This window comes from Brevibacterium aurantiacum, from assembly GCF_003932995.1.
Taxonomy (GTDB): domain Bacteria; phylum Actinomycetota; class Actinomycetes; order Actinomycetales; family Brevibacteriaceae; genus Brevibacterium; species Brevibacterium aurantiacum.
The window spans coordinates 1,702,502-1,718,465 of sequence record NZ_CP025333.1 but is presented as its reverse complement, the minus strand read 5'-3'; the positions used below and the strand labels follow the sequence as shown (position 1 = coordinate 1,718,465).

Below are 15,964 nucleotides of genomic sequence, written 5' to 3'. Positions count from 1 at the left end.
TCATACGAAAAATAGGGCCGAAGTCACCGATTCGACTTCTCAGTCGCCGGTGGCTCCGTCGATGCTCTCACGGATGAGGTCGGCATGGCCGACGTGTCGAGCGTATTCCTCGATCATGTGGATCAGCACCCAGCGCACGTTGAATCGATCGCCGGAGGACGGCTCCCGCGCCACCAGGGTGTCAAGGTCATCGATTCCCGCGAGGATCTGCCTCGACTGCTCACAGGCTTCGGCATGGAGTGTCAGTAGATAGTCCGGCGTATCAGCGGATGCGCTCTCGAAGTCCCAGTCACGATCTCCTTGCCAGTCAACACTCCCCCACGGCTCAGAGAGTTCCTGGCCCAGAATGTCTTCGACGAACCATTGTTCTTCGACCAGACTCAGGTGTTTGATGATCCCGCCTAGGGTCAGGCTCGAGGCGGCCACAGTCTTATTGAGTGCAGTCGAGTCGAGTCCGATGACCTTTCTGCGCATCACTTCTCGGTAGTAGTCGAGGAACTCTTCGAGTCCCTGTCGTTCATTCGGGGCTTCAGTGGGCTCGACCGGTGGCTGGCTCATGCGGGGTCCTCATTCTCATCTGTGGGTACTTTCCTGCCGATGTCGAAGACGTTGCCTTCGGGGTCGGTCAACGTGGTCCATTCGATTCCGTACTCGGCAAATCCCGCCACCTTCTCTGCACCTAGTGCCACGGCACGTTCGACGTCGGCAGGATAGTGCGGATCGTCGAGGTCGATGTGAAGGGGGTTCTTTCCCTCATCGCGGTCTTCGACCTTGAGGAAGAGCATGCCTGGCGTCGTGGATTCACCGTTGTGGACGCCGCCGATGCTGGCGACGAATTCGTTCGCGCCCTCGTCGAGGTCGACCTGGAGAAGTTCAGCCCAGAACAGCGATTGGGTTTCGACGTCTTTGCAGTCGAAGGTGATGCTCAGCGAGGACAAAGACGCCATGGCTGATGGTCCTTTCGTGAAGATGTCTGCGTGGACCACACTCTAGACGCTGGATCTGACACGAGGTGGGCGTCGCGACATACTTCGTTCCTCAGTCTCGTGGCTGTCTGGCCAACTGTCGGGACTGTGCGACCAACCGGCCGGCGGAGTCCCAGAGCTCGCAGTCTTCTTCGAACATGCCGCCGGCGATGTTGCGGGTGTACAGCTTTGCTCGGATCCAGCCCGGTGCCGGCTCAGCACGCAGGTGGGCGGTCAGCTCCATGGTCGGTGCCCAGTTGAAACGGCCGAGGTCGAACATCACCGGCGGGAAGGCATCGAGGAATGCCAACAGGGACAGCGCGTCTGGTGCGGTTCCGTCTGCCAGGCGAATCCAGCCCTGCAACAGGCCGCGGCCGCTGGGTCGACCGGTTGCGAAGCCGGCAGTCTCGGGGTCAAGTCTCATGTCATAGCGTTTCATCAAGGGCGCGGACTCTATGAAGTCTCCGGGCGCCTCGGCGACGTTGATGCATTGATCCGGATCGGGCATCTCAGGTGGAATCGCTGTTGTCGCGACATCGTCGGGCAGGGCAGCAAGGTTGCCCATCGTCGCCAAGGCTGTGATCTTCGGTTCTGTGTTCTGGGACAGGTCGACGGCGAAGGTGGCACTCGACCGACCCTCACGAATCAGGCGCGTGGTGATTTCGGCTCTGCCGCCCTGGCTGGGGCCCAGGTAGTAGGTGGAGAGCACTAATGGGTCGGGTGCTTTCGCGCTGTTGTTGCGCAGTGCCAGTCCGGCAACGCTGAGGAGGTATCCCCCGTTGACCGCGCCGGCGACACTCCAGTCCCCGTCGATGTCGGCAGTGAAGCTCGTATCGGACTGGCGTTCTACGGCGATGGCGGAGGCGAATTCGCTTTCATGCGTTTCGTTGATACTCGTTGGGCTCATGTGACTCACATTACCAAGAGCTGAACAATCGTCCGGTCAGTGCGGGCAATTGACGTGCCGTTCATTGCCGCGGCGGTAGTTGCCGGTTGCCCGGGCGAGCAGCTGTTGGTCAGCATCTTCGCTGACCCCAAGTTTCGGAATCAGTGCGGCGGCCTTCTTACCCCCGATCTCCATCACGGTTCGACCGTTACGCGCAATGATCAGCATTCCTGATTTCGTGATGCGGTAGTCGAACGGGTCGTCTTCGAGGGTCAACGTCATCACTCCCCTGTCCTGACGCAGCCGGTTAGCCTGGTGACCATGAGCATATCCCTGTCACGCCTCGATCCCAATGGTGCCGATCGTTCCGGACTCATCGAATTCTTCACCGGCAATGACTTCCCGTTCCATGTTCGGCCTGCGCCCTGGACGGCCGACAAAGTCGTGGAAATGATCGGCACTGGCGCCTTCTGCAATGATGACAACGACTCCTTCTGGATTTTCGATGACGATTTGGGTGTCGTTGGCTACGTCCGGATAGAAGATCTCAACGATGACACACCCATGTTTGACCTGCGTCTGTCCACCGAGTTTCGCGGTCGAGGACTCGGCGTCGCGTGCCTGAGTGCTGTCACTGACCACGTGTTCGAGACCAAGGACGTCAAACGATTCGAAGGTCATACTCGCGCTGACAATATCGCAATGCGATCTGTGTTCCTTCGTGCCGGTTGGTCGAAAGAGGCTCACTATCGCCGCGCGTGGCCGGTCGCGGGCCATACCCCTCAGGACTCGGTCGCCTATGCCATTCTGCGCGAGGAATGGGAATCTGGGGTCTCGGTCGACGTCAATTGGCACGATTTTCCCTAAGGCCGGAAAAATACACAGAGTGCCCCTGGTCCGAAGACCAGGGGCACTCTGCTGAGCACTCAGGCTATCATTTGCTGATCGTGTGAGCTACCCTCAGTTGTTCTTCTTGCGACGCATGGTCAGAACGACTGCGGCTCCACCGACAACGAGGAGTCCCGCACCGGCTGCGAGGCCGGTCAGTTCAGCACCGGTACGTGGCAGATCAGATCCGCCGTCACCATTGCCGTCATCGTCATTGTTGCCATTGTCGCCGTCGTCGTTTCCGCCGCCGCCGTTGCCGTCTTCGTCAGCAACAACCTCGAATGATCCGGTCAGAGCCGACTCATCCTCAGTGTCATTGGCACCGGTCACCTCAACGTTGTACTTGCCGAGATAGACCGACGGGTCGGATGCGCTTGTTCCGTAGATCGAGAATGCGGCAACACCGTCGGCGTTGGCAGTCTCATCAAGGGTGATGCCCTCAACGTTTTCAGGACCAGCAACGACTTCGAGTGAGACCTTTTCGCCCTCTTCGAAGCCTGCAGCCATGATCTGCACGCCCTTGTCCTGCTTCACGAAGTCAGAAGCAGAAACTTCCTTAGGCTCGATCGAGAGCTTGCGCTCTTCGGGAGCTTCGCCGTCCTTCGAACCATCGGAGTCAGCATTTGACTCTGCGTTCTTAGCATCGGCAGCTGCACCGGCGTCCGAGTCGTTGCCATCGGCATCGGCTTCGGCACCGTCTGCACCAGCGTCTGCTCCGTCCGCGCCAGCGTCGTCTGCAGCGTCGTCTGCAGCATCGTCAGCTTCCACGGTCACTGTGAACTCGGTTGATTCCGAGGTTCCGGCAACGGTGGTCGCGGTAGCGGTGTATGCGTACGTGCCAGTCTCTGAAGGAGCCTCGGCTGTGAAGTTGCCCTCGGCATCCGCAGTGACAGTCACGGAACCTTCAGCTGCGGCCTGAGCCTGAAGCGCTGCCTGTTCGCCGTTTGCAGCAACAGGCTTCCAGTCAAGCTTCACCTTGGCATCGGCCTCAGTCTTGCCAGTGATCTGACCGCCTTCGTCGACCTTCTGGTCCTCGACTACTGGTGCTTCAGGCGCCTCAGGAGCGTCTGCGTCGGAGTCAGCATTTGCGTCCTTGGCATCGGCACCTGCATCGGAGTCAGCGTCCTTGGCATCGGCGCCAGCATCGGAGTCAGCGTTTGCGTCCTTGGCGTCGGCGCCAGCATCGGAGTCAGCGTTTGCGTCCTTGGCGTCGGCGCCAGCATCGGAGTCAGCGTTTGCGTCCTTGGCGTCGGCGCCAGCATCGGAGTCAGCGTTTGCGTCCTTGGCGTCGGCGCCAGCATCGGAGTCAGCGTTTGCGTCCTTGGCGTCGGCGCCAGCATCGGAGTCAGCATCCTTGGCATCGGCGCCAGCGTCAGAGCCGGCATCCTTCGCGTCGGCACCACCGTCAGCGTTTGCATCGTCGTCGCCCGGGGGCTCTTCATTCGGCTTTTCGAGGTTGAAGTCAACGCCCGACTCTGTGATCGAGTGGTCGAGGTCGGCTACCCAACCGAACTGGCTGCCGTCGGCTGCAGGTCCGCCACCGGAGATGACACCAACAGCGGTGTCACCCTGGAACACAGCTCCACCGGAGTCACCCGGCTGCGAGAAGGGCTTGTCGGCCGGGGAGTTCACGGCGAAGCCGTGTACCCAGTATCCACTGATGTTGGCGTACTCGAAGATCTCGTTGTACTCGGCGTCGACTTCACCCTCGGTCAGGCCTGTGGTGCGGCCGGACTTCTGAATCTTACCGTCCGTGTGAGCACCCACCTTGGTGATCTCAGTCGCGAGGCTCTTCGAGAGGTCGTCGTCGCCGGCTGTCGTCCAGTCGGTCACACCGTTCTTCACTCCGTACTTCGACTTGTCAACGTTGATGACTGCGAAGTCGATGTCGCTGCTCTGAGCGTTATTGGGATTCTCCGAGGTGTCGTGCTGCCCGCTCTCACCGAAGCTGGTGAATCCCCACTTACCGAGAACACCGATTCCGGACAGCTCAGACTGCTCTGAACCGGCTGCGGGAGCCGACGACGGCTTCTCGGTGTCGTTGACGATGCTGTCACCGGTGATTACAGCAGCCTTGTCCATGATCTTCGCGCAGTGGCCCGCGGTCAGGACAACAGGATTGCCGTCGCCGTCCCACCCGGAGAACCCGGTCGAGCAGACGCCGCTGGGAGTGCTGCCTTCGCCGACTGCGTAGCCAGCGCCACCGACGACGTCGTTGCCGGCGTATGCATCGAGTTCTTTGATGCCCTCTGTGAAGTTGACGTTGTCAAACTTCTTCTCGAGGTCCTTCATCTCCGCTGTCTTCTTCTCAACACCGAGATTGAGCTCTCCGCCCTTGGCACCGTAGGCGTTGACGCCATCGATGTCGGACAGTGCCTTCTGCACCTGGGCGTCGTTCTGCACATCCAGCTTCTGCGGGGCGTTGTCTGCCATGGCTGGGGATGCGACAAACGCACTGCCGAGACCGAGCGCCGCTGCGGCGGTCAGTGCCAGCGAACTCTGAACGAGTTTCTTCTGCATACTCTTGGGTTCCCTTGATCGTAATCACTGTTGCAATTGTCTGTGTACTCTTCGCCCCGCACCTCAACAACAGTGCGGATGTTTCTGAGAACAGTCTTTCAACCACATGAAAGGTTACGGTTTGGCAACGATGGGAAGCAACCACAATGCGTGTTGGTCGTGAACACAACTTACAAAACCTGAGTTGGCAAGCAATCTTCCGAGTTGTCCATGGACCTGTCAAGGGTGGCCGTTATGATCGGAGCATGCTCAACCTCACTTCAAACAGACCTTCCGCAACGTTACGACGTGCCTTGGGAGTAGCTGTCCTTGGTCTCGCTCTGCCGCTTGCCGCGTGCGGACCAGGTTCCGAACCCAGCGAGCCCACCAGCTCTGCACCCACAGAATCCAACACTCCCTCGGATTCCGCGGATTCCACTGCACTTGACCCGACAGGCAAATGGGCTTCTCCTGAGGCGGGAGAGCCTTTCCTGGAGTTCTCTGCGGACGGACAGGTCAAGGGAACCGATGGTTGCAATCCGATCAAGACAACATGGGAAGTCGATGGTGACAAGGTCATCATCACCTCGTTCACGTCGACTCAGAAAGCCTGTGCGGGAGTCGACACGTGGTTGTCAGGTGCCGTGTCGGCGACGATCGATGGCAACGTCATGAAGGTGATGGACGGTAAAGGCAAGGTCATCGGCGGTTTGGAGAAGGAGGAGAAATGAGCAATTCAGTCAACGGCAAATGGGTCAGCTCCAAAGACGGATCCTCAGCGTTCCTCAAGTTCGACGAAGACGGAACACTGACAGGCAGCGATGGCGGAAACCGAATCGCGACCACCTGGGGGTCGGAAGGTTCGGGAGCGGTCATCAAACCCTTCGCCACCACGCAGCGCGCCGTCATGGGCATGGAGGCCTGGGTGGGCCGAGTTCACCGTGTTGAGGCCGACGGTGACGTACTCACCGTCTTCGACCACGGCGGCAACCACCTCGGCGAGTTGGCCAAAGACACCGGTTCGAACGAACCCGACGAAGGACGATAGATGGCCGGCGGTCTGTTTGCCCTCCTCGACGACGTCGCAGCGCTGGTAAAGCTCTCCGCGGCCAGTCTCGACGACGTTGCCGCCGGAGCCTCACGATCGAGCATCAAGGCTGCGGGAGTCGTCGTCGATGATGCTGCGGTCACGCCGAAGTTCGTCGAAGGCGTCGGTCCGAAGCGAGAGCTGCCCATCATCAAACGCATCGCTCTCGGCTCTCTGGTCAACAAGATCCTCATCATCTTGCCCATCATCCTGCTGCTCAGTCAGTTCCTCCCCTGGCTGCTGACTCCGCTCCTCATGGTGGGCGGCACCTACCTGTGCTTCGAAGGTGCAGAGAAGATCCTCGAGAAGCTCGGGTGGATCAAACACCACGAAGAGCCGAAGAAGGAATCCAAGCACGGCAAGAAAGACGACGGCGACGCGGAAAAGAAGATAGTCCGCTCCGCCATCACCACCGACTTCGTCCTCAGCTGCGAGATCATGGTCATCGCACTCAATGAGGTAGCCGACGAGACGCTGCTCTCACGTGCCATCATCCTCGTCATCGTGGCCCTGGGCATCACAGTCGGCATCTACGGCACTGTCGGCCTCATCGTAAAGATGGACGACATCGGCCTGCACATGGCGAAGAAGGACAAACCGGGCACACAGAAGTTCGGCCGCTTCCTCGTCAAAGCGATGCCCAAACTTCTTGCCGGTCTCTCGGTCATCGGCACGTTCGCCATGCTGTGGGTCGGCGGACACATCATCCTCGTGGGTACCGACGAACTCGGATTCAACGCCCTCTATGATTTCGTCCACCATCTCGAAGAACCCGTGGCCGCGATCGCCGGAGTCGGAGGCTTCCTGGGCTGGCTGGTCAATACGTTCTTCTCGCTCATCCTCGGCGCCATCTGGGGCGGAATCGTGGCTGGCATCGCCATCGGCTTCACTGCTCTGCTGAAGTCGGGGAACAAGGACGACAAGGACCACAAGGACTCCACCGGGCAGGAGGACGACGAGGTACCCGCCGATATGGCTGCTGCAGAAAGCTCTGCCGCCGATGCGTCCTCAACCGCGGACTCGACCTCAACTGCAGATCACGGCGCGGGAAGCGCAGATCACGGTGCGGGACCTAAGCCGAACTACGCCCCGAATCCGGGTAAGGACTCGTCGGGAAGTTGAGTACTACTTCTCCAGCACGTCCTCGATGCCGCTGTCGTTGATGAGCCAGTCAAGGCTGGCCGGACTCGCTCCATTGATCGCGGTCGTGAAGTCGGCGTCGACGAATTTCGCGGTCCCGTTCTTCACCGCGGGCAGGGAGTCGTAGCTGGGATTGTCCTCAACCATCGATTTCGCGTCCTCATCCATAGCCCAGATGAAGAGGTAGTCGGCATCGAGCTGATTGAGCTCCTCCGCTGAGAGGGTGAACCTATTGACCTCTTCCGGAGTCTGATGCTGGCCCGGCTTCAGACCGAGGAGTTCAAGAGGTGCCGCATTTCCGAAGTAGATCCCATCGGATCTCGGTGAGATGACCTGATAGGTCTTCCCCTCCACCTCGAGTTCCTCCCCCAGTGACTTCATGGATTCCTTGGTCGCCGCGATGGCCTCTTCGACCTCGTCCTTCTTACCCAACGCCTCACCAACGACTTGAGCACTGACATCCCAATCGGGATTGGTCGACTCCGACTTCGGCACCACGACCGGGGCAATGTCCGAAAGATGGTCATAGACGGCATCATCGGTGACGTTCCAAGGAGCCGCAAAGATGACGTCAGGCTCATAGGAGGCCACCTTCTCAACGTCGACGTCGTAGCTGTCACTGACCAATGAATCGTCTGCGACCTCGTCGAGGACACCCTGTTGCCACGCATTGAGCTCATCGGCACTGGTGCCGACTGCCACGGGCGTGGTGCCCAATTGCGCGGAAACGTCCGCCGACGGGGTATTGAGAGCGACTACAGTCTCCGGGTTCGCCGGAACTTCGACCGTCCCTTTGAGCGTATCGACGCTCACCGGCCCGCCCGATCCGGCCTAGTAGTCTCCGGAGGAACTGTTGGGTGAGGTACTCGAGCAGCCGCTGAGGGTCATTGCCCCTGCGGTGAGAGCGACAACGACGATGTTGCTTCTCTTCATGATGCACTTTCGGTCAGGGCGGCAGTCTGCTGGTCAGCGGTCTGCGAAGGTCTTCTTCGGCCTGCCGGGAACGATCATGGGTGCACCAGTGACGGGGTCGTCGATGATGGTGCAGTCGATGCCGAAGACCCGGTCCACCAACTCCGATGTGATGATCTGGGCTGGTGGGCCCTGGGCGACGATTGCCCCGTCCTTCATCGCGATGATCTCGTCGGCGTAGCGGCAGGCCTGGTTGAGGTCGTGGAGGACGGCGACGAAGGTGTGGCCGTATTCGTGATTGAGCTGTGCGAACAGATCGAGCAGGTCGATCTGGAAGGCCAGGTCCAAGAACGTGGTGGGTTCGTCAAGCAGCATCAGCGGTGTTTCCTGTGCGAGGACCATCGCCACCCAGACCCGTTGCCGCTGACCGCCGGAGAGTTCGTCGACCTGGCGGCCCGAGAGGTCTTCGGTGTTCGTTGCCCGCAGCGCTGAGAGCACGGCAGTTTCGTCCTGGTCTGTCCACTGTTTGAGGAACGACTGGTGCGGGTGGCGCCCGCGAGCCACGAGCTCGGCCACAGTGATGCCGTCTGGGGCGATCGATGTCTGTGGGAGCAGTCCCAGCCTTTTGGCGATCTGCTTCGTCTTCAGTTTCGCGATATTTCCGCCGTCGAGGAGAACCGTGCCCTTCGCCGGGGTCATCAGTCTGGCCAGTGCCCGCAGCAGCGTCGACTTGCCGCAGGCGTTGGGGCCGACGATGACGGTGAACTTGCCCGGAGCGATCTCTACGTTGAGGTCGGTGATGACCTGGCGATGGTCATAGGCCAGGTCGAGGTTCTGGGCCGCCAACGGCGTCGCGGTCGACGTCGCCGTATCGGTCGCGCCAGCTTTGCCGACATTGCCGGTCGTCCCGGACTTGCCAGTCGTATCAGCGTGATCGGTCATATCGGATGAGATGCTCATTGTGCCTTCCGAGCTTCTTGGATGAGGAGCCAGATCAGGTAGATGCCGCCGATGCACACGGTGACGACTCCGACGGGAAGTTGGGTTTCGCCCAGGGCGTGCTGAGCGATGAGATCGGCAGCGACGAGCAGGAGCGCTCCAACGGCTGCAGCCGACAGCAGGCTGGTGCCTTGGGACTTTGCGATCCTACGTCCGATCTGTGGGGCGGCAAGGGCGACGAAGGCGATGGGTCCGGCGGCGGCCGTGACCACGGCGACAAGCGCCACAGCCACGAGAATGAGGCCCGCCCGCAGAGGTTCGTTGCGCACCCCCAGCGCCTTAGCGGTGTCGTCGCCGAGTTCGAGTGTGCCCAGACCCCGGGAGAAGAGGCCGCATCCCAGCCCCAGGAGCACCGTGCCGACGGCGGCTGGCAGCAGAGTCGACCAGCCCATGCCGTTGAGTGTTCCGGCTCCCCAGGTAGCTGCCGCCATCGCGAGGTCAAGGTCGGCGCGCATGATCAGCCAGGTGTTGAAGGCGTTGAGCATGGCGGTCAGGGCGATGCCGACGATGATGAGGCGGAAACCTTGGACCCCGCCCTTCCACGTCAGAAGATAGACCACGATGGCGGTGAGGAGGCCGCCGATGATCGCACCGAAGGCTGTGGAGACGAAGCTGGAGCCGAAGACGATGATGGTGACGATTCCGCCGGTGTAGGCACCGGTGGAGAAGCCGATGATGTCGGGGCTGCCCAGTGGGTTGCGGGTCAGTGATTGGAAGACTGCACCCGAGATGCCCAGTCCGGCTCCGAGGACGATTCCGGCGATGATGCGTGGTGCCCGCCATTCGCCGACGACGGTGTTGACGATGCGTTTGTCGGCCTGGCCGAACAGCCCTTGGAAGACCTCGCCGGGGGTAAGCGAGAACTCTCCGAGGAGCAGTCCCAGGAATCCGCAGCCCAACGCCAGCACAGCGACGATGGCGCTCGTGACGACGACGCGCAGATCGATGCGGAAGCCGAAGGCTCGCAGCATCGGACGGCCGAAGTCGACCTTCTCCCCCGGCAGGACCCGCTGGCCGGGAACGAATTCGGTGGCGTCTCCGATCGGTGAGTGCGACGATTTCACAGTCCGCTCGCCTTCTTTCTGCGAACGAGGGCGATGAGCACCGGTGCACCGACGAAGGCGGTGACGACGCCGACCTGGAGTTCACCCGGTTTCATCACCACCCGTCCGAGCACATCGGAGACGAGGAGCAGAATGGGCGAGAGGATGACGGAATAGCTTAAGATCCATCTCTGATCGGGGCCGACGATCCAGCGCGCGATGTGGGGAATCATCAGTCCGATGAACCCGATCGGCCCGGCGGCAGCGGTGGCACCGCCGGCCAGGAGGGTGACCGCGAGGATGGTGAGGATGCGGGTGCGGTTGACCGAGGTGCCCAGACTGGCAGCCAGATCGTCGCCGAGTGCCACTGCGTTGAGCGAGTGGGCCAAGAAGAGTGCGAGGACGATGCCGCCGATGATGAATGGAGCCACGGCGTAGACCGTGTCGAAACCACGACCGGCGATGGCTCCGACATCCCAGGCACGGAAGGCGTCGAAGGCTCGTTCATTCGTCAGCAGCACGCCTTTGGTCAATCCAGTCAGCACAGCTGCCACGGCGACTCCAGCCAAGGTCAGCCGGATCGGATCCACGCTGTGGTTTCGACCGGAGGACCCGATGATGTACACGCCTGCCGTGGCGACGAGGGCACCGAGGAAGGCGAACCAGATGTAGCCGTTGATCGAGGTGATTCCGAAGAACCCGATCCCGATGGCGACGGCGAAGGAGGCCCCTGCGTTGACGCCGAGGATGCCCGGGTCGGCCAGCGGGTTGCGCGTCAGCGCCTGGATCAGTCCGCCAGCCAGACCCAGTCCCATACCGACGAGTATGCCCAACACGGTTCGCGGGAAGCGCAGTTCGAGGACGACCAGCTGGTCGTCGCTTCCGCTGGGATCGAAGAATGCGCCCAGTACTTCCGAGACCGGCATGTCACGGGTGCCGATGGCCAGTGAGGCCAGCACCACGAGGACCAAGACGATGACCGCGATGATGAGCCCGAGGGTGCGTCTGACCTTCAGCGCCCGTGTCGCCTTCTGACCGGTGACCTCAGAGGGCTTCGCCGAGGCTGTGGTGGCGAGACCGGTCATCGGAAGGTTCCTTAGTATCGACTAATTAAGGGCAGGCTAACCACAATCTAGTCGAAAACGGCGGCTCATCCAAACGATTTCTCGATCACTGACCTGTGATCTTGCCGATCCTTTCGGACGTCTGACGCTGAATCCGGGAGAGCATCCCGCTCATCCCCCGCAGCCGCAGCGGGCTCACGAGGTCCGTCATCGACAGACGCAACGGCAGGTCAGACGGGATGGACAGGACCACCTCGGCGGTCTGTCCGTTGAGTCCTTCGTGCAGGATTCCCGCGAAACCACGGGTCGTCGGCGCCTCGGGAGGCGCGGAGAAATGCAGCTTCACGATCGCAGCATCCCCCTGCTCGGGGTTCTCCACCTCGGTGACGAGGAAGATCGGAGACTGGCATTCAGGGACCGGTTCGAGCAGCTCGGGGTGCTCGCTGTAACGCGGTGGCAGCTCGGGCAGCTCGGAGGCGAGCTCGAGCAGAAGCTGCAGCCGGTCACTGGAATCGGTCTCCGCGAAATCGGTGACGATCTCGGCCAGGCTCTCCGGCAGGTCCGAGGACTCTGGGGTGTCTGTTGCGGCGCTCATCAGCGGTTGGGCACCTCCCCGGCCTCTGCTCCAGTGACGATGGGAACACCGACGACGTTGCCCCATTCGGTCCAGGACCCGTCGTAGTTGCGGACGTTGGTGTAGCCGAGCAGGTGCTGGAGAACGAACCAGGTGTGGCTGGAGCGTTCGCCGATGCGGCAGTAGGCGATGACCTCGTCGGCGGTGCCGAGTCCGGCCTCATCGGTGTAGATGGCCTTGAGTTCAGCTGCCGACTTGAAGGTGCCGTCCTCGTTTGCGGCCTTTGCCCAGGGCACCGAGGCTGCGGTGGGGATGTGTCCTCCGCGCAGTGCGCCCTCTTCGGGGTAGGCGGGCATGTGTGTGCGTTCGCCGGTGTATTCCTCGGGGCTGCGCACATCGATGAGGGGACGCGTGCCGATGCTGTCTCTGACCTCGGGCAGGAATGCCCGCAAGCTCGTGTCATCACGCTCGATGACCGGGTATTCGGTCGGCTCCGGGCGTGGCTTGTCCGTGGTCAGTTCACGATCTTCGGCCTGCCATTTGGCACGGCCTCCGTCCATGAGGCGGACGTCTTCGTGGCCGAACAGAGAGAAGACCCACAGGGCGTAGGCTGCCCACCAGTTGGATTTGTCGCCGTAGAAGACGATGGTGTCCTCCCGGGAGATGCCCTTGGCGGACATGAGTGCGGCGAATCCTTCGCCGTCGACGTAGTCGCGGGTGACCCTGTCATTGAGTTCGGTGTGCCAATCGACCTTCACCGCGCCGGGGATGTGCCCGGTCTCGTAGAGGAGGACGTCCTCATCGCTTTCGACGATGACCAGTCCGGGTTCACCGGCATGCTCAGCCACCCATTCGGTGCTGACCAGACGTGATCCGTCTGCGTATTCGGCGAATTTGGCCGTGGAATCAGCCGGGATCGCTGTGCTCACTCGTTCCTCCTCATAAGAGTTGTGATGGTGTGGCTCTTCGGGCCTCTGTGCGGGTCAACGCCACCGCCCACCAGCATATTCCTCCACAGGCACGTCCCGATGCAGGGGTATTGCTGGTGAGATGCGGGTGTCACCGACGAGTTCGGGACGCTAGTCGCGTGAGAAGAATGTCTGCAGGGCGGAGATGAACGTCTTCGGCTGCTCCGAGTGGACCCAATGGCCTGAGCCTTTGACGGTGAGCAGTGTGGTCCGGGGAAAGAGGGAGCGCATGAGCGGCAGATCCTCACGGGAGACGTAATCCGAATTCTCGCCGGCCATCCACAGGACGGGACCGTCGAAGCTCGCCTCCCCCATGTCGGGGAAGTCTCCGATAGTCGGCAGGCTTTCATGGAGCAGGGTGAGGTTGGGCTGCCAGGCATATCCCGCCGAGGTGGTGCGCAGGTTCTGGAGCAGGAATCCCCTGATCGTGTCCTCGGGGATCTTCGCCTGCAATGCCTCGTTCGCCCCGGAGCGTGATTCGATCTCGTCGAGATCGACTTCGGCCAGGCTGGAGAGCAGGTGTTCGAAGACTCCGAGAGATCCGCCAGCGGTGGGTGCGATGTCGACGACGACGAGGCGGTCGATGAGCTCTGGGTGGCGCAGGGCCAAGACCATCGCGACCTTGCCGCCCAGGGAATGTCCGACCAGGTGCACGGGCAGATCATCGGGTGCGGTCATCTCGGCGATCATGGCGGCCACGGAGTCGGCCATGTCCACATAGCTGAAGTCCTCGGTCCACTCCGAATCGCCGTGGTTGGGCAGGTCGACGAGCAGGCTCGAATAGTCGGGCTCGAGGGCTTTGGCAATCGACGTGAAGTTCTTGCCGCGGCCGAAGAGTCCGTGGAGGAAGACGATGCGCTTACCGGTGCTGCCGATGAGTTTGCTGGCGATGTCAGTCACGTCACCAGCCTACCCGGGTCCTCTCACCGGGTCATTTGTCGGTGACCGCCTGCTCGAGGGCCTGCAGTGACCGGTCGAGATATTCGGGGCTGACGACGGGGAATCCGCCGAACGCCTCGCGGATCTCCTGCGTCGTGCGTGACCAGTCATAGGTCAGGGTCACCTCGGTGCCGGACTCGGTCTCTTCGAGGTCGTAGCGCCACCGCCAGCCTCCGGGTTCCACGTGTCCGTCCTCATCGGCTTGGCCGGGGTCCCAGGCGATTGCGTGATCGGGTTCGAAGGTGGTCACCGTGTTGTCTATTCGGTAGTCACCGTTCTCGTCATCGAAGTGCATGTTCATGGAGAAGATCTGTCCGGTGGCCGTGATCGGCTGCGCGTCGATGGCATCACGCACCCAGTCTGTAGGTTCGGTGTCACGGTGCCGGGTGGGGTCGGCCAACACCGCGAAGATCGCGTCGGAGGAGGCGTCGATCGTACGTGTGCGGACGATGTGCTCGTTGGGATACTTCGCTGCTTCGGCCATGTGACCAGCCTATTCACCCGACCTCGGCTTGGGAAGTGATACCCACAGGTAGGGTGAGTCCATGCACTTCTCCGATTACGACACACGACTGGCCGGCTATGCGGTGATCGTCAACGACGACAGAGAAATCCTGCTCAGCTGGTTCAACGGCGGCAACGAACCGGCTCATGCACTGTGGACCCTTCCCGGTGGCGGGATCGAGTTCCACGAGAGCATCGAGACCGGAACGATTCGTGAGATCAAGGAGGAGACGGGCTTCGATGCCGAGCTGGTGCGTCCGTTGACGACGCACACCTTCACGGAGAACCGGAGCAGCTCGTCGCGCCGCAGGACGGTCTCACGACCGTTCAAAGGTGTCCGCGTCGTCTATGAGGCTCGGATCACCGGCGGGACACTGGGAACTCTCGAGGTCGATGGGACCACGGACCGGGCCGAATGGCTGGCACTCGATTCGCTGGCCGAGGTGCGCCACGCTCGGATCATCGACATCGGATTGGATGCGTGGCGCACAGCCGTCTGAGCTCGTCGGCTATTTGACCTTATCGGCCACGAGGTCGGGCATCTTCTCTGCCGCGAAGGATGCGGAGAGCACCGAGTTGAGTGAGAATGCCTGGCGCACATCATTGAGGTCCTCGGTCAGTACGAGGCTCCGACCGTCTTCGACCGCCGGGATGCGCTTGAAGGCAGCGTCCTTAGTCACCTCGGTGTCGGGGATGTAGATCGGAAACGCCACGAGCAAATCCGCATCGAGATCGTCGAGCTTCTCCTCGGACACGGTGGCGGTGAAGCCTTCCGGTTTGAGTGCCGCGACTTTCTCCGACTGTTTGAATCCGAGCTGTTCCATGAACTGCACGCGCTCGGACCCTTCGACATAGGCGCCCCAGCCTTCCGAGGTCTTCGCGGCCACGCTCACGGACTTCCCGTCGAACTCCGGATGAGCCTTGCGAGCGGCTTCGTACTTCTTATCGAGCTCTCCGAGGACCTTCTTGCCCTCATCTTCCTTGCCCAGGGCCTGGGAGACCAGGTTGACCTGCTGATCCATCGTGGTCAGGTAATTGTCGCCGCCTTCAGGTGCTCCCACGGTCGGGGCGATCTCTGAGAGTCGGTCGTAGCGCTCCTGTTCACCGGAGCTCTTGGTGTCGAGGATGAGGTCGGGTTCGAGGGCCGCGATCTTCTCGAAATCGGGTTCCATCGTGTCGATGATCTCCGGAGCCTGATCGTAGAGGTCCTCGGCCCAGGAGCCGACACCCTTGCCGCCGAACTCCACCCAGTCGGAGGCGCCGACCGGCTGCACGCCGACTGCCAGCGCGGTCTCCGCGTCGCCCCACCCCAAGGCCACGACCTTCTTCGGGTCCTTCGGGACCTCGACGGAGCCGAATTTGGTGTCGATGCTGATGCCCGAGGCCGCTTCTTCTTCACCACCGCCGCCACCACAGGCAGCGAGCAGGAGAACGGAGGCGAGTACGGGAGCGAGAATTCGGCGCATGAGATCCTTCTTGAGTAGTTAGGCGAGCCT

Annotated in this window: 19 protein-coding genes; 5 read left to right on the top strand and 14 right to left on the bottom strand. The window is 61.5% G+C overall.

Annotated features, from left to right (window positions below; all coding sequences use genetic code 11):
- Window positions 1-39: 39 nt before the first annotated feature.
- The 4 genes from CXR25_RS07960 to CXR25_RS07945 form a co-directional block, all read right to left on the bottom strand.
- Entirely contained in the window at window positions 40-558 is a 519-nt protein-coding gene (locus CXR25_RS07960) for a DinB family protein (RefSeq protein ID WP_101583595.1), read from the bottom strand.
- Window positions 555-947 (bottom strand): VOC family protein, encoded by a 393-nt coding sequence (locus tag CXR25_RS07955; protein ID WP_096146840.1) that lies wholly within the window; start codon window positions 945-947, stop codon window positions 555-557. Before CXR25_RS07955 ends, CXR25_RS07960 begins: the two co-directional genes overlap by 4 nt.
- Window positions 948-1,038: 91 nt before the next feature.
- Window positions 1,039-1,872 (bottom strand): thioesterase family protein, encoded by an 834-nt coding sequence (locus CXR25_RS07950; protein WP_125240502.1) that lies wholly within the window; start codon window positions 1,870-1,872, stop codon window positions 1,039-1,041.
- Window positions 1,873-1,908: 36 nt separating this feature from the next.
- On the bottom strand, window positions 1,909-2,133 hold the full coding sequence (locus CXR25_RS07945; RefSeq protein ID WP_241212403.1) for a hypothetical protein: 225 nt from the start codon (window positions 2,131-2,133) through the stop codon (window positions 1,909-1,911).
- Between the two features lie 39 nt (window positions 2,134-2,172).
- On the opposite strand from CXR25_RS07945, the gene CXR25_RS07940 reads away from it, so the two are divergent.
- A complete protein-coding gene (locus CXR25_RS07940; RefSeq protein WP_096158635.1) occupies window positions 2,173-2,718 on the top strand; it encodes a GNAT family N-acetyltransferase in 546 nt (181 codons plus the stop codon).
- A gap of 93 nt (window positions 2,719-2,811) precedes the next feature.
- Here CXR25_RS07940 and CXR25_RS07935 read toward each other — a convergent pair whose 3' ends face one another.
- Window positions 2,812-5,259 (bottom strand): LPXTG cell wall anchor domain-containing protein, encoded by a 2,448-nt coding sequence (locus tag CXR25_RS07935; protein ID WP_125240501.1) that lies wholly within the window; start codon window positions 5,257-5,259, stop codon window positions 2,812-2,814.
- Window positions 5,260-5,552: 293 nt separating this feature from the next.
- On the opposite strand from CXR25_RS07935, the gene CXR25_RS07930 reads away from it, so the two are divergent.
- From CXR25_RS07930 to CXR25_RS07920, 3 genes are read left to right on the top strand one after another with little or no spacing between them, the layout of a single operon-like run.
- The gene (locus CXR25_RS07930; RefSeq protein WP_226823845.1) at window positions 5,553-5,969 is read left to right on the top strand and encodes an META domain-containing protein; all 417 of its coding nucleotides are present in this window, start codon (window positions 5,553-5,555) and stop codon (window positions 5,967-5,969) included.
- Window positions 5,966-6,286 (top strand): META domain-containing protein, encoded by a 321-nt coding sequence (locus CXR25_RS07925; RefSeq protein WP_096158631.1) that lies wholly within the window; start codon window positions 5,966-5,968, stop codon window positions 6,284-6,286. Before CXR25_RS07930 ends, CXR25_RS07925 begins: the two co-directional genes overlap by 4 nt.
- A complete protein-coding gene (locus CXR25_RS07920; RefSeq protein ID WP_206430650.1) occupies window positions 6,287-7,447 on the top strand; it encodes a DUF808 domain-containing protein in 1,161 nt (386 codons plus the stop codon).
- A 3-nt stretch (window positions 7,448-7,450) separates the two neighbouring features.
- On the opposite strand, the gene CXR25_RS07915 is transcribed toward CXR25_RS07920, so the two are convergent.
- From CXR25_RS07915 to CXR25_RS07880, 8 genes are all read right to left on the bottom strand, one after another.
- Window positions 7,451-8,278 carry an ABC transporter substrate-binding protein gene (locus CXR25_RS07915; RefSeq protein WP_125240500.1) on the bottom strand — a complete coding sequence of 276 codons (828 nt, stop codon included), beginning with the start codon at window positions 8,276-8,278 and terminating at the stop codon, window positions 7,451-7,453.
- Between the two features lie 153 nt (window positions 8,279-8,431).
- Complete coding sequence (locus CXR25_RS07910; protein WP_241212402.1) at window positions 8,432-9,337, bottom strand: ABC transporter ATP-binding protein; 906 nt, start codon at window positions 9,335-9,337, stop codon at window positions 8,432-8,434.
- Window positions 9,334-10,440, bottom strand: a complete 1,107-nt coding sequence (locus tag CXR25_RS07905; protein ID WP_125240499.1) for a FecCD family ABC transporter permease — start codon at window positions 10,438-10,440, stop codon at window positions 9,334-9,336. Before CXR25_RS07905 ends, CXR25_RS07910 begins: the two co-directional genes overlap by 4 nt.
- Window positions 10,437-11,504 carry an iron chelate uptake ABC transporter family permease subunit gene (locus tag CXR25_RS07900; protein ID WP_009883777.1) on the bottom strand — a complete coding sequence of 356 codons (1,068 nt, stop codon included), beginning with the start codon at window positions 11,502-11,504 and terminating at the stop codon, window positions 10,437-10,439. Before CXR25_RS07900 ends, CXR25_RS07905 begins: the two co-directional genes overlap by 4 nt.
- 85 nt (window positions 11,505-11,589) lie before the next feature.
- Window positions 11,590-12,078 carry a SufE family protein gene (locus CXR25_RS07895; protein ID WP_009883776.1) on the bottom strand — a complete coding sequence of 163 codons (489 nt, stop codon included), beginning with the start codon at window positions 12,076-12,078 and terminating at the stop codon, window positions 11,590-11,592.
- Window positions 12,078-12,986, bottom strand: coding sequence for a sulfurtransferase (locus tag CXR25_RS07890; protein WP_009883775.1), 909 nt, complete (start codon window positions 12,984-12,986; stop codon window positions 12,078-12,080). Before CXR25_RS07890 ends, CXR25_RS07895 begins: the two co-directional genes overlap by 1 nt.
- A gap of 150 nt (window positions 12,987-13,136) precedes the next feature.
- The gene (locus tag CXR25_RS07885) at window positions 13,137-13,925 is read right to left on the bottom strand and encodes an alpha/beta fold hydrolase (RefSeq protein WP_125187922.1); all 789 of its coding nucleotides are present in this window, start codon (window positions 13,923-13,925) and stop codon (window positions 13,137-13,139) included.
- A gap of 31 nt (window positions 13,926-13,956) precedes the next feature.
- Entirely contained in the window at window positions 13,957-14,448 is a 492-nt protein-coding gene (locus tag CXR25_RS07880) for an SRPBCC domain-containing protein (protein WP_101556762.1), read from the bottom strand.
- 61 nt (window positions 14,449-14,509) lie between these two features.
- Between CXR25_RS07880 and CXR25_RS07875 the strand changes: the two genes are divergently transcribed.
- On the top strand, window positions 14,510-14,968 hold the full coding sequence (locus tag CXR25_RS07875; RefSeq protein WP_009883772.1) for an NUDIX hydrolase: 459 nt from the start codon (window positions 14,510-14,512) through the stop codon (window positions 14,966-14,968).
- A 9-nt stretch (window positions 14,969-14,977) separates the two neighbouring features.
- Here CXR25_RS07875 and CXR25_RS07870 read toward each other — a convergent pair whose 3' ends face one another.
- Window positions 14,978-15,934 carry an iron-siderophore ABC transporter substrate-binding protein gene (locus tag CXR25_RS07870; RefSeq protein ID WP_096167395.1) on the bottom strand — a complete coding sequence of 319 codons (957 nt, stop codon included), beginning with the start codon at window positions 15,932-15,934 and terminating at the stop codon, window positions 14,978-14,980.
- Window positions 15,935-15,964: the final 30 nt, after the last annotated feature.